Source organism: Variovorax sp. LjRoot290 (genome assembly GCF_964253985.1).
Classification (GTDB): domain Bacteria; phylum Pseudomonadota; class Gammaproteobacteria; order Burkholderiales; family Burkholderiaceae_C; genus Variovorax.
The window spans coordinates 1,477,189-1,489,069 of sequence record NZ_CAXURW020000002.1 but is presented as its reverse complement, the minus strand read 5'-3'; the positions used below and the strand labels follow the sequence as shown (position 1 = coordinate 1,489,069).

Here is an 11,881-nt window from a genome sequence, read left to right as displayed (position 1 = left end):
AAGCCCCTGCCGCTACATCAACCCGCGCTGTGCGAGCGAACTCGCCTGGGTTCCGGCGATGACCAAATGATCGAGCACGCGAACGTCGAGCAGAGCGAGCGAGGCCTCAAGCGCCTTCGTCAGCGCTTCATCCGCACGCGACGGCTCGGCCGCACCGCTTGGATGGTTGTGCGCCACGATCAGGGCGGCCGCGTTGTGATGAAGGGCCCTGCGCGCGATCTCGCGAGGGTACACGCTGGTCTGGGCGATCGTGCCGCGAAAGAGATCTTCGATCGCGATCAGCCGATGCTGCGCGTCGAGGTACATGACCACGAAGCTCTCGTACGGCTGCCCGGCAAAGTGCAGCTTCAGGAAATCGCCCACCGCCGCCGGCGAGTCGAACACCGGCGCGGCCGCCATCTCCTCGGCCAGCAGTTCCTGCGCCAGCGCCAGGCTGGTCGCCAGGCGCCGGCAACCGGGCAGCGACGAGTCGCGCGCGAAGGCGGCCAGCTTGTGCAGCGAACGGCCATGAGCTTCGTACAGCGCCTCGGCCTCTGCGCCAAGAATGGGGCGCAAGGCATCGACGATGCGGCGTTGCTCGGCGGTGAGATCGAGTGATGCGGTCATGGTGAGCTCCTGTGGGTGACACAGGCGGGATTGCCTGCGTGACCCCGCTCCACCCCGCCGCAGCGCAGCGCTCAAGGCCGCCGCAGGCGCGCGGCACGCGCCGAGCACGCGAAGCGCGCGCAGGGCCTTGAACGCGAGAACGGTGGGGTACGCTGAGGGCACACAGGCAAGCCCTCCCCCACCCTCACCAACCCCCGGGACGCAACCGCTCCCAATCCCGCGCCAGGGATGCGCAAGGCGGGCCGAGAGGCACGTCCCCGTAAGGGGATGAGCGCGACCGCGCGAACCTGGAACAGCCCGGCACCGGCGTGCACGGTGGGCGCCCAGCCTTCAACTCAATCGATTCGCGGCATCTCTTTGCGGTCGCGACGACATCGGCCATGGCTGTTCGCCCAAAGCCTCCGGCAGGGAATCTTCACCGCGCACGAATCGACCGATGCGGGGGACTTTCGGGCCTTGGTCAAGGAGAACGGGGCGCATCTCCCGCGCCGGCGACATAGATGTTCGCTGGGCGCTCTACGGCTGTCTGTGGCTATCTGTGTAGGTAGGCTGCAAAAAGACGCCGGTCTTCGAGAGCGCGCTCATTTCCTCTTGACTTTGTACGGTACAATACCGTACAGTGCAGGGGAAAGAGAGGTCTGCCATGTCCCGCGATACCCCCCGAACCGAGCGTGTCGAAGCGCGCATTGCACCTGACGTGCTGGCCGTGGTCCGACGCGCCGCAGAGATCGAAGGACGAAGCATCAGCGACTTTCTCGTCGGGGCCGCGCAAGAAGCCGCGCGCCGTACGATCGAGCAGACGCAGATCATCCGCCTGTCGATGGAAGAACAGCAGCGCTTTGCCTCATTGCTGCTTGATCCCCCTGCGCTTTCTCCTGCGATGGCACGCGCGGCCAAGGCGCACAAGAAACTGATCGCCTCCTCGCGGTGACAGCTCCGTTCCGCATAGAGGCGCTGGCGCCGGAGCATGACCGCGCCGGCTTTGCCTGCGGGAGCGATCCGCTCGACAAGTATTTGAGAGAGCACGCGTCGCAGGACATACGTCGCCGCACCAGTGCCTGCTACGTCGCCATCGACAACCAGACGGATGCGGTCGCGGGGTATTACACCCTGGCCGCAGGCAGCGTTCCTCTCACAGGCCTTTCCGAGGCGATGGCGAAGAAACTGCCGCGCTATCCCCTCGTTCCTGTGGCACGCATTGGCCGTCTCGCAGTGAGTGTGGCGTTTCAGAGGAGGCAGCTTGGAGCAGCACTGCTGTGGGATGCAGGGCTGCGCGCAATGCAGTCGGGCATGGGCGTCTTCGCGTTGGTTGTCGATGCCAAAGATGAGGTTGCAGCCGCGTTTTACGAGCATCACGGATTCACTGCATTCAGCGGCAACCCACTGACCTTCATCCTTCCGATCGCGACCCTCGCAAACAAGCACTGAACACGCCACGCGACTTCCAGGTCAAGCTTGTCGCGCCGTGTCACTGCCTGATTCGCCAAGCTTCGGTCAGAATCATTGCGCTTGCCGCGAATGTTGAGGGGGAACCTATGCCTCGTGAATCCAGTTTGACCGACGAGCTGCGGCTGCTATTGCATTCGCGCCGTACGGCCGCCCTAGGCACTGTGGGTGATGACGGAGCGCCGTTTGTTTCCATGATCCCGTTCGCGGTGGAGCCATCTCTTGGATGCCTGATCATTCATGTCAGCGACTTGGCCGCCCATACGCGCTACCTTCGAGACAGGCCCAAGGTATCTGTGCTTGTCATGCAGCACGAGCAGCCTGGTGAGCCGGTGCACGCGCTTCCACGCGCGACTCTGGGGGGCGACGCCGACGTGCTGGAGAGCAACGGGCCGGAGTGGGAGCTGTGCCGAGCCGCATACTTGGCGCGCTTTCCTGAGGCAGAGCCCATGACGCAGCTGAGCGATTTCCGGTTTGTCGCAGTTCATGTCAATCACGGCCGCCAGATCTCAGGGTTCGCAGCGGCGCGTGACGTTGGCGAGGAAGAGCTCAAACGCGCCTTGCGCGCCGAGGCGTGACGCAATGCATAGGTGCGATCGGCCAGACAGCGGTCAGCGCCCGCCTCTGGCCCGGCTTCGGCAGGTCAGAGCCACATCTGTGCTGAATGTCCGGATGTGGCCATGCGGGTTCGAAGAACATCCGGGTCTTGGCGGACATCAGGGCAGTGAGATTGACGCCATCAGCAAATGATGAGATCCGTATGCCCGAAGCCCTTGGAATAATCGAGCACGGAAATGACCGAGGGCGTGACGCGGAACAGGCGAACCTCGTCCGGGCTCGGCATCTTCATCGGCAGAGGCCCCGCCTCAGGGTATTTCAGAGGTAGCAGGCGCAAGACTTTCTCCGCTTCGGCCCGATCATCCACCGCATGCGCACGTGCAGCCATCGACAAGCCGGTGATCGCCATCAAATCCGCCGTGTCGTGGTCGATCGTCAGCGAGAGTCGATCATCTCGCGCCAGGTTTTTTGCCTTCTGACTGTCCAGCCCGCAGAGAAAGTACAGCGTCAGGCCTTCGTTCACGTAGCCGACAGTCGTTGCCTGCGGCCAGCCATCCGGGCGCAGCGTCGCAACCGTCATGATTCGATGTTGATCCAACAGCGCCAGGACCTTCCGTCTGATCTCGTCGTCCATGAGTCGCCTCCACAATCGTCAAAAGGGACCGTCCCATTCTGGGCTTGTTTGGCGACTCGGCCTTGATCTTGATCAAGGGCTGACCGCATCGGGTTGCGAATGCGCGCCTTGGCGGGGTAACCGTGACTGGCTACCTCTCAGTCGACTTCTCAGTCGAACTCTCAGTCGACTCTTGCCGTCGGTCGCGACTGGCTGCTTCTGGCCGCCCCCGATTGCTGAAGTTGGCAGTATTCGCGTCGGTGATCCGCTCCCGGCTGCAGCGCGGACGATCCAAAAGGCATCGAGCGCCGGACGGTGCGATACGGCACTCAGACCGTCACCGCCTTCATATCGCGCGCCACGCGTCGAGGCAGCGAGCGGCAAGTGCGGTGACCCCGTAAGGTTCGTCTGCATCGAAGGCAAACCCAAACTGGGGGAAATGAGAAAGCCTGCCTTCCCGAACGCAGACGGATCGGTGGTTCGGACGAAGGATGCAAGCGCAGTGAATGGCACGGACAGATTGCCGATATGGACCACCGGAGCTTGCATGGTGATCTCTTCCAGCCTGCCGCAGTCCTGGAAACGAAAGACGACCGAGTCGTAGTCGAGTTCATTGAGCCCGACTTGGTTTCGGTGCGTTCTCGCGGGATTGCCTCGCATCTTCACGATCTGTTCTCACGTGGCCGAGAACGGTACTTCATCGACGCAGACGAACGGATCCAGCTTCATTTGTTCGCCCAGTATGGAGGCGAGAAGTGCCTGAGATCATACGGATGAACGCTCAGGCTTCGGGCCGTCCTCGTCACGGATTCGACCAGACCCCGCGTGGTCGGCCGGTGCGTTGTCGACGCAGTATGTCAAGCGTTGTCGGTCAACAAATCGACGCGCGGCATTTCAGTGGCTGGCATGGGTGATGGATCGTGATCCGAGGTCGGGAATGGCGCCACCACCAGCCTGCCCCATCGCTCCCGCCGATGCTCACGCTCGATTGCAGGTTGTGCAGCCCCCGCAACGAGCCGATACGGTTCCTGGGTGCGGTGCGCTGCGTGTCAGCCGCGCCAGTTCGCGCTGCGTGCGGCGCGCATCTTCGTCCTCATGTGGAGTCACGCATCCCGTGCCTTCAGCGCAGCCCTTCGGGATTCTTGGAGACATCGCTCGACGATCACTTGGTCTGCGAACTCATGCCGAGCGACTCCCGAGTCACGGGGTTCCTCCACCAGGCTTACCTCTTCATCGCGAAGCCATGCAGTAGCAGCAGCAGGCGATTGGGCTTCGGACATATCCCCTTTGTCTGATGCGCCACGGCCCGCGGTACGTCACGATGCGCGTCGGGGAGTTGGAGGTGGCGTGGGCGTCCCTCGGCGGAAATCGCCAAGCTGCGAACTGGAGGAGTGATCATGGTCGGAGACCGGCTGGCCGCTGCGCAGCGGGGTATCGCGCTCGCCGAGGTCATCGAGACTGCGCCCATTGCGCCAGCAAGCGGGAAACGAGTTGCGCGCGCCGCGAAGGCGGTGGGTCGTGTCGGCGCGCCGGCGCCAACACGGGCCGGGCGAGCGCCGTCAAGGGGCGCCGCCGGCGCGTTCACCGGCCCGTTTCTGTCACCGTCCTCTTTGACGAGGGCCGAGCGGCTGAAGCTCGTCGACGGTGTCGAGCGCGTCATCGAAGGTGTGTTCGCGCACCTGCCGCTCAAGCGCGCGCGCTACGGCGTCGACCCGGTGCAGCGGCTGCGCATCCTGCGCACGCAGGTCGACCAGTTGTCGAGCGACGAATTCCACATCGAGCTGGCCGACGTGGTGACGCGACTGCGCGATGCGCACACGCGCTACGCCGGCCCGGCGAGCCTGTCGACCAAGGTCGCGGCCCTGCCTTTCCTGGTCGAGATGTTCGGCCCTGCCGCCTCTCCGACTTACGTCGTCACCCGCGTCGCCGCCGGACTGGACGCGGCCTTCAAGCCAGGTGTGGTGCTGGAGTTCTGGAACGGCGTGCCGATCGACAAGGCCGTGCGCCGACACGCTGACGAGGAGGTCGGCGGACGCACCGACAGCCAGCGCGCCTGGTCGGTCCAGAGCCTGACCCTGCGCTCGCTGCAGTACGGCCCGCCGCCCGACGAATACTGGGTCGTGGTCGGCTACCGCAGCAGCGCGGCCGACGGCGCTGCGACGGGTTCGCCCCGCGAGATCAAGATACCCTGGCGCGTCGTCGACCCGGGCGAGATCGACGAGATGCTGCCGAGCGGACCTACCGGCCGCGCGGCCACGCGCCTGCGGCACACGCGCGCGGTCGATCCGGCGGCAGCGATCGCGCGCCGCGCCAAGATGCTGCTCTTCGCGCCCGGCGCGTTGACCGGCGAGCAGGCCAGTGCGCAGCCGACACCGAAGTCGTCGTCCGGTCGCAAGGCGCCGACCGCCAAGGTCATCGCGACCGAGCTCACGGGCACGCTCAAGGCCACGTCGCTGGCCCAGCCGGACGGAGCCATCGCCTACTTGCGCATCTACGGCTTCGACGTCCCGCCGGAGGACTTCATCCCCGAGCTACAACGGCTCATCCCTCTGCTGCCGGACAACGGGCTCATCATCGACGTGCGCGGCAACCCGGGCGGCTACATCCTGGCGGCGGAATCGGCGCTGCAGCTCTTCACGCCCAAGCCGATCCAGCCGACGCGCTTCTCGATCCTGTGCACCGCCTTCACGCGCACGCTCGCCGCACTGCCGGGCATGGAAGGAGAGCTCGGGCCGTGGAAGGAGTCGCTCGAAGCGGCGGTGCGCAACGGCGAGCTGTATTCGCAGCCGCTGCCCATCACGAGCTTCGCGGAGTGCAACGCGATCGGCCAGCAGTACGGCGGGCCGGTCGTTCTCGTGGCTGACTCAACCACCTACTCCTCCGGCGATCTGTTCAGCGCGGGCTTCGTGGACAACGGCATCGGCCCCTTCGTCTGCGTCGGCGAGGCCACCGGTGCCGGCGGCGCGAACGTCTGGGACTACGAGGATCTGCGCCCGCTGATGGCCGGCACCGACTTCGAGCTGCCGACGCTGCCCGACGGCATCGGCATGTCCTTCGCGTTCCGTCGCGCGACCCGCGCGGGCCCGTCGGAAGGCCTGCCGATCGAGGACGTCGGCATCGGCGGCACGCCGTACGCGATGACGCGCGACGACCTGCTTGCCGGCAACCCGGACCTGCTGGCCCATTGCTTCGAGCTCCTCAAGCAGCAGCGCCGAAGCAGCCTGATCGTCGAGGCGAGCAAGACCGCGCGCGAGATCACCGTGCGGCACGCCGGGCTGACGCGGCTGGACGTGCTCTTCGACGGCCATCCGGGCAGCAGCCTTGCCCTGCGCGCGCGAGCGCCGGTGGTCGTGCCGTACCCGGCCGGCACCAAGGTGGTCGAACTGTTCGGCTTCGGCGGCGAGGAACTGCTGCAGAAGCGGCGCGTGGACGCACGCCGCTGACACGGCTCACACAACAACAAGGAGCACGCTCTTGACTTTCCGCATCTCCTGGGCCGCACTCGTCGCGGTCTCGTCGCTCTGCTGCGCGACAGCGTCGGCCCAGTTTCCCGACGCCCGCGACACGCCGCCGGCGGGCTGGGCCGGGCCGGTCTTCAAGCTGAAGCAGGACTACCCGCAGACGCTGCCCGCCGTCGGCTCGCGCCCGTGGATGAGCTTCGACTTCCGCACCCAGCCCAACGAGTACATCAAGGCGGTGCTCGACTACGCGCTGGAGGGCAACAAGCAGGTCGACTTCGTGGTGCAGAACAACACGACGCGCGGCTGGTACCACGCCCCGTGGATGCACGTCGGCGCGGCCGGCCGCGAGTTCGTGCGCGGACTCACGCGCGAGCGTAGTTCGCGCCCCGGCGAACTGGCCCCGACCCAGACGGGCACTTTCGAGAACTGGGCCGTCAGCGTCTACAACCCGCGCGGTGGCTACACGCTAGGGCGCGTGTGGAAGGACCCGGACGCACCGAACCCGGGTGTCGCGAAGTTCCCGGTGGGCGCCGTCAGCGTCAAGCTGATCTTCACCGAGGCGCCGGTGAGCCAGGTGCCCTACCTCGCGGGCTCGGTGGAATGGCAGGCCGACATCAACCGTAGCCGCAACACCAACCCGCGGCCCACGCTGCGCCTGCTGCAGGTCGACGTGGCGGTGCGCGATAGCCGTGCGGCCTCGACCACGGGCTGGGTCTTCGGCACCTTCGTCTACGACGGCAACGCGCCCGGCGCGACGCCCTGGGACAAGCTGGTGCCCGTCGGCCTCATGTGGGGCAACGACCCAACCCGGGTGGGGAGCGGCCAGGCGCTGCAGCAGACCAAGATCAACGCCGACCTGCAGATCCCGCAGCACCTGGGCTTCGAGAAACGGCTCAACGGGCCGGTGGACAACCCGCGCTCGTCCTGTCTGTCGTGCCATTCGACGGCACAGGTGCAGACCAACCTCTCGCGCCCGACGCGCGCGGCGATACCGCCGGCCGGCGCAACGGCGGCGACGCTGCGCCTGTACTTCCGCAACATCAAGTCGGGCACGCCCTTCGATTCGAACGCGCTCGCGCTCGACTACTCGCTGCAGCTGCAGAACGGCATCGCGAACTGGGCGCAGACCGAAGGCCCGTCGTCGAGCCCGCAGGGCGGCGCGCGCGCCACCATCGGCGCGGCTCCGCTGCGGCTCGACCGCTCGCACGGCATCAACATCCAGCCCGCAGGCAGGGACGACTGAACGATGGCCACCAAGAAGCCCATCGATCCGGCGGACAGCCCGAGGGTCGTGCTCGAAGGTCGCGTCGTCACGATGAACGGCAACGCCAAGGTGATTGCCAACGGCCGCGTCTACACGCACAACGGCGACATCGTCGCGGTGCAGGAGGCGACGGCGCCGGCGCCCGCGGGCTTCGGCAACACGGCGGTGAGCGACACGGGGGGCACGATCTACCCCGGCTTCATCGACCTGCACAACCACATGCCCTACAACGTGCTGCCGCTGTGGCAGGTGCCGAAGAAGTTCAGCAACCGCGGCCAGTGGGGCCGCCACGCCGAGTATCACAGCAAGATCTCCGCGCCGATGCAGACGCTCGCGGCCACGCCCGAGCTGCTGGCGTCCATCTGCCGCTACGTCGAGGCCAAGGCGCTGGTCGGCGGCACCACCACCGGCCAGGGCATCACGCTGGCGAACCAGTCGGGCATCCGGCGCTACTTCCGCGGCGTGGTGCGCAACGTCGAGGCCACCGACGACGAAGCCTCGCTGCCCGCGGCCTCGACGCGCGTGCCCGACGTGGCGGCCAAGGACGCGCAGACTTTTCTCACGCGGCTGAAGAAGGAGAAGAGCTGCTACCTGCTGCACCTCTCCGAAGGCACCGACGCGACCGCGCGCCGCGCCTTCCAGTCGCTGCAGATCGGCGGCGCCAGCTGGGCGATCACGCCCTCGCTCTGCGGCATCCACGCGGCGGCGCTGCAGGCGCCGGACTTCGAGGTCCTCGCAGCCAACGGCGGCAGCATGGTGTGGTCGCCCTTCAGCAACATGCTGCTGTACGGCCGCACCGCCGACATCGCCGCGGCCAAGGCGGCCGGCGTGCCGATCTCGCTCGGCTGCGACTGGGCGCCCTCGGGCAGCCGCAACCTGCTCAACGAGCTCAAGGTCGCGCACATTTTCAGCGAGGCCAATGGCGGGATCTTCACGGCGCGCGAACTGGTCGCGATGGTCACGCGCGAGCCGGCCGGGCTGCTCGGCTGGGACCGCGTGGTCGGCACCATCGAGGTGGGCAAGCGCGCCGATCTCCTCGTGGTCGAGGGCACGGCGGGCGACCCCTACCAACAACTCATCCGCGCCAAGGAGTCGGACCTCGCGCTCGTGATGATCAACGGCGTCGGTCGCATCGGCGACGCGGCGCTGATGCGCAAGCTGGGCTTTGCCGGCGAGACGCTCAAGATCGGCGGCGCCAACCACATGCTGTTCCTCGCGCACCCGGCCGAAGATCCTCTGACGCAGAACCTCACGCTCTCCGCCGCAGGCGATCGCCTGACCCGCGCGCTGCGTGGTCTGCCCGCGCTCGCGCGCAGGGCCGAGCGCCCGCGGCCGATCTCGCCGATGGCGATGGCGCGCGCCGGCGCCAACACCTGGCGGCTGGCGCTCGACGAGATCCTCGACACTGGCGTCGAACTGCGCGCCAACCTGCCGGTGCGCGTGCCGGGCGGCCGCACGCTGCGGTCCGCGGCGATGCGGCCGGTGTTCGCGGAAACGAAGAAGCTCTCGGCCGCCGTCATGCCGCTCGCCATCGATGCGCTGACCGTCGTCGACGATCCCGGCTACCTCGACGCGCTGGACACGCAGAGGAACGTCCCAGACACGATCAAGGAGGGGCTGCGCGACCTCTGGTCGTGAACGCCGCCGCACCATGGCCCTCCTGCGCGACGCATTGAACGACTTCACCATCAACTGGCGCAACGACCTCACGCCCGCCTGGCGCTCGGTGCTCGCCGGCGCCGGCCCCAACCCGACTGCCGTCGGCAGCGCGCTCACCTACGACGACCTGCAGCCCATCTACCCGTCGCGGCGCGACAAGCCTCTGCCCGGCGCGCGCGCCGATGCCCACGTGTTCCGCGCTTTCGACGGCCTCACGCCCGCGAAGGTGCGCTGCGTCCTGATCGGCCAGGACCCCTACCCCGCGCTGAGCCGCGCGACCGGCCGCTCCTTCGAGCAGGGTGACATCGACGCCTGGGGTCTGCCCGCCGCGTCGGTCGCGAACAGCCTGCGAGTGCTGCTGCGCATGATGGTCGCGGCGCGCACCACCGATCCGGCCGTGCTGAAGATGAGCTGGACCACCTTCGTTCGCCACATCGCGACGCCCGCCGTCGCGCTCGAATCGCCGCGCGCCCTCTTCGACAAGCTGCAGCAGACGCAGGGCGTGCTCTTCCTCAATGCCGGGCTCACCATCACGCGCTACCAGTCCGGCGGCGCGCCGGAGCAGACGCGCGGCCACATCCCCTTCTGGCGGCCAGTGGTCGGCCAGGTGCTGCGATCGATGGCGACGCGAACGAGCGGACAGGTGGTTTTCCTCTGCCTCGGCCAACTTGCACAAAAGCTGCTCGCCAACGAAGGCGTAAAGCTGGCTGCCACCCAGGCGGGCACCTGGGAAACGCGGGCCGGCGAGGTCGCGCTGCCGCACCCGGTGGCCCCAGGCTTCATCAACGGGCCGAATCCGTTCGCAGCGGTCAACGCGAAGCTCGTGGCCTTCGGAGCGGCGCCGATCGCCTGGTAGCGCGCCTGGACCAAGAGCCTCGGGCCAGCGTCCTCGAGTTTCGGGGGGTGACAACCGACGTGGCGCACCGTCTTGTTGGAAGGCCGAAAGGTCCGCTGGCCGCAGCCCCTTTGGGCAGCAGGTTCGGGACTTCGGCTACCAGTTGCGCCAGTTTGACGCAATGCTGCGCACGCATGCCGCTCGTCACAAGAGTTGGCGTCGTTGACGATGCGCGTTCCGAGCAGACCATCCGCGCTGACCTGGGCAGACAACCTCACGCGCGGCAGCGACCACGTGATCGTGAACTTTAGGCGTAAGACCGTGGGCCAGAAGGGCGGTGGCCACATCTCGCCGCTCAGCGCCTGTGACGCTGCGTCGGACTCTTTCTCGTGCTCGATGTCACCCCGGCTGTAGCGGGCTGGGTCTGGATGCCGACAGCCACTCTGGTGAAAGGCATGCGGGGTAGTTCGCCATTTCGCCTGCGTTCGTACGCGCGGACCTTCTACCTTGAGTACAGTCCGGAAGTTCCATTGATCGTTGGCCGGGCTCGTGTCTCAACCCTGCCGGATAACGCCCATGAGTTCGCCCAGACCCCCAACCCTGCACGAGTTCGCCGTACTGCGTGTGCTTCGCGCCGAGGCTGAGCACCTGCCGCGCACAGCCGCAAGGATGGCGGCGACCTATCTGCCCACCATCGAGTTGCCCACCACTTGGCGGCCGGTGCTGGCACGAGCGCTCGAGGAGCGAGCCGGTGACGTGACATGTCCGCCGCTTGATGAACTTCAAGCCGAGTACGGCAGATGGGGTGCATGGCTGCCTGCCGCCTATCACGGCGATGCAACGGACGCACGCTACTGGCTGGTGGGTCTGCAAGAGCACGCGGCCGAGTACCTGCCCCGATCACCCCCCGCGCCGTGACCGGGTAGACCAGAGCAAGCGCGACAGCGGCCTGTTTGGCCTCCGGCCCGAGTGCGATGCCTTCGGCGCGCACGATCTTCGCGTCCGTCACGCCGAGCGTCGCCTCGTCGTGCGGAGGCGCGCTTTGCTGCACCAGGCAGCTGTCGCGTTCGCGCAAGATGTTGCAGCGCCAGGCCGCCTCGGCGAGCGTGGCAGTGGCCTTGCGGCGCAGCTCGCCCTGTTGCACGGCCCCGAGATCGCGCTTCTGCTGCTTGGCGGGAAGAAGAGCTAGGAGCCAGTTCCGTGCGACGCCGGCCTTCGTGCGGGAGCTGGGCGAGCGGCTGGCGGCGCGCCGCCCAATGGACACGTGCAGCGGCACGCGTGGGGCACATGTAAAATCAATCGCGCTCCGGGGTGCACGCGACAGTGCTGAGATTCAAACCCGCGAACTTGAACCGGTTAATGCCGGCGGAAGAAGAGCTTTCACCTTGACCCATCGGCGAATCCTGCCTAGGTCAAGGTGGCCCTTCGGAGCATCCGTT

11 protein-coding genes and 1 riboswitch are annotated in these 11,881 nt (G+C 67.0%); of the genes, 9 read left to right on the top strand and 2 right to left on the bottom strand.

Annotated features, from left to right (window positions below; genetic code table 11):
• Positions 1–12: 12 nt before the first annotated feature.
• The gene (locus ACSQ9A_RS36205; protein ID WP_436307539.1) at positions 13–606 is read right to left on the bottom strand and encodes a JAB domain-containing protein; all 594 of its coding nucleotides are present in this window, start codon (positions 604–606) and stop codon (positions 13–15) included.
• Positions 607–1,249: 643 nt separating this feature from the next.
• Between ACSQ9A_RS36205 and ACSQ9A_RS36200 the strand changes: the two genes are divergently transcribed.
• The 3 genes from ACSQ9A_RS36200 to ACSQ9A_RS36190 all read left to right on the top strand — a co-directional run bounded on the left by ACSQ9A_RS36200 (position 1,250) and on the right by ACSQ9A_RS36190 (position 2,630).
• Positions 1,250–1,537: a DUF1778 domain-containing protein gene (locus tag ACSQ9A_RS36200; protein ID WP_093110575.1), complete on the top strand. Its 288-nt coding sequence runs from the start codon at positions 1,250–1,252 to the stop codon at positions 1,535–1,537.
• Positions 1,534–2,034 carry a GNAT family N-acetyltransferase gene (locus ACSQ9A_RS36195; protein ID WP_436307538.1) on the top strand — a complete coding sequence of 167 codons (501 nt, stop codon included), beginning with the start codon at positions 1,534–1,536 and terminating at the stop codon, positions 2,032–2,034. The genes ACSQ9A_RS36200 and ACSQ9A_RS36195 overlap by 4 nt, the downstream gene beginning before the upstream one ends.
• Before the next feature lie 107 nt (positions 2,035–2,141).
• On the top strand, positions 2,142–2,630 hold the full coding sequence (locus ACSQ9A_RS36190; RefSeq protein ID WP_436307537.1) for a HugZ family protein: 489 nt from the start codon (positions 2,142–2,144) through the stop codon (positions 2,628–2,630).
• Positions 2,631–2,791: 161 nt separating this feature from the next.
• Here the strand turns inward: ACSQ9A_RS36190 and ACSQ9A_RS36185 are convergent, their stop codons facing one another.
• Complete coding sequence (locus tag ACSQ9A_RS36185) at positions 2,792–3,244, bottom strand: pyridoxamine 5'-phosphate oxidase family protein (RefSeq protein WP_436307536.1); 453 nt, start codon at positions 3,242–3,244, stop codon at positions 2,792–2,794.
• Between the two features lie 1,376 nt (positions 3,245–4,620).
• Between ACSQ9A_RS36185 and ACSQ9A_RS36180 the strand changes: the two genes are divergently transcribed.
• From ACSQ9A_RS36180 to ACSQ9A_RS36155, 6 genes are all read left to right on the top strand, one after another.
• Positions 4,621–6,666 (top strand): S41 family peptidase, encoded by a 2,046-nt coding sequence (locus ACSQ9A_RS36180; protein ID WP_436307535.1) that lies wholly within the window; start codon positions 4,621–4,623, stop codon positions 6,664–6,666.
• A 31-nt stretch (positions 6,667–6,697) separates the two neighbouring features.
• Positions 6,698–7,927: a hypothetical protein gene (locus ACSQ9A_RS36175; RefSeq protein WP_436307534.1), complete on the top strand. Its 1,230-nt coding sequence runs from the start codon at positions 6,698–6,700 to the stop codon at positions 7,925–7,927.
• A 3-nt stretch (positions 7,928–7,930) separates the two neighbouring features.
• Positions 7,931–9,586, top strand: a complete 1,656-nt coding sequence (locus tag ACSQ9A_RS36170; RefSeq protein ID WP_436307533.1) for an amidohydrolase family protein — start codon at positions 7,931–7,933, stop codon at positions 9,584–9,586.
• Between the two features lie 13 nt (positions 9,587–9,599).
• A complete protein-coding gene (locus ACSQ9A_RS36165) occupies positions 9,600–10,463 on the top strand; it encodes a hypothetical protein (protein ID WP_436307532.1) in 864 nt (287 codons plus the stop codon).
• 207 nt (positions 10,464–10,670) lie between these two features.
• The gene (locus ACSQ9A_RS36160) at positions 10,671–10,856 is read left to right on the top strand and encodes a phytochelatin synthase family protein (RefSeq protein ID WP_436307769.1); all 186 of its coding nucleotides are present in this window, start codon (positions 10,671–10,673) and stop codon (positions 10,854–10,856) included.
• A 162-nt stretch (positions 10,857–11,018) separates the two neighbouring features.
• Entirely contained in the window at positions 11,019–11,360 is a 342-nt protein-coding gene (locus tag ACSQ9A_RS36155; protein WP_436307531.1) for a hypothetical protein, read from the top strand.
• 379 nt (positions 11,361–11,739) lie between these two features.
• Positions 11,740–11,833: riboswitch (TPP riboswitch) on the top strand.
• Positions 11,834–11,881: the final 48 nt, after the last annotated feature.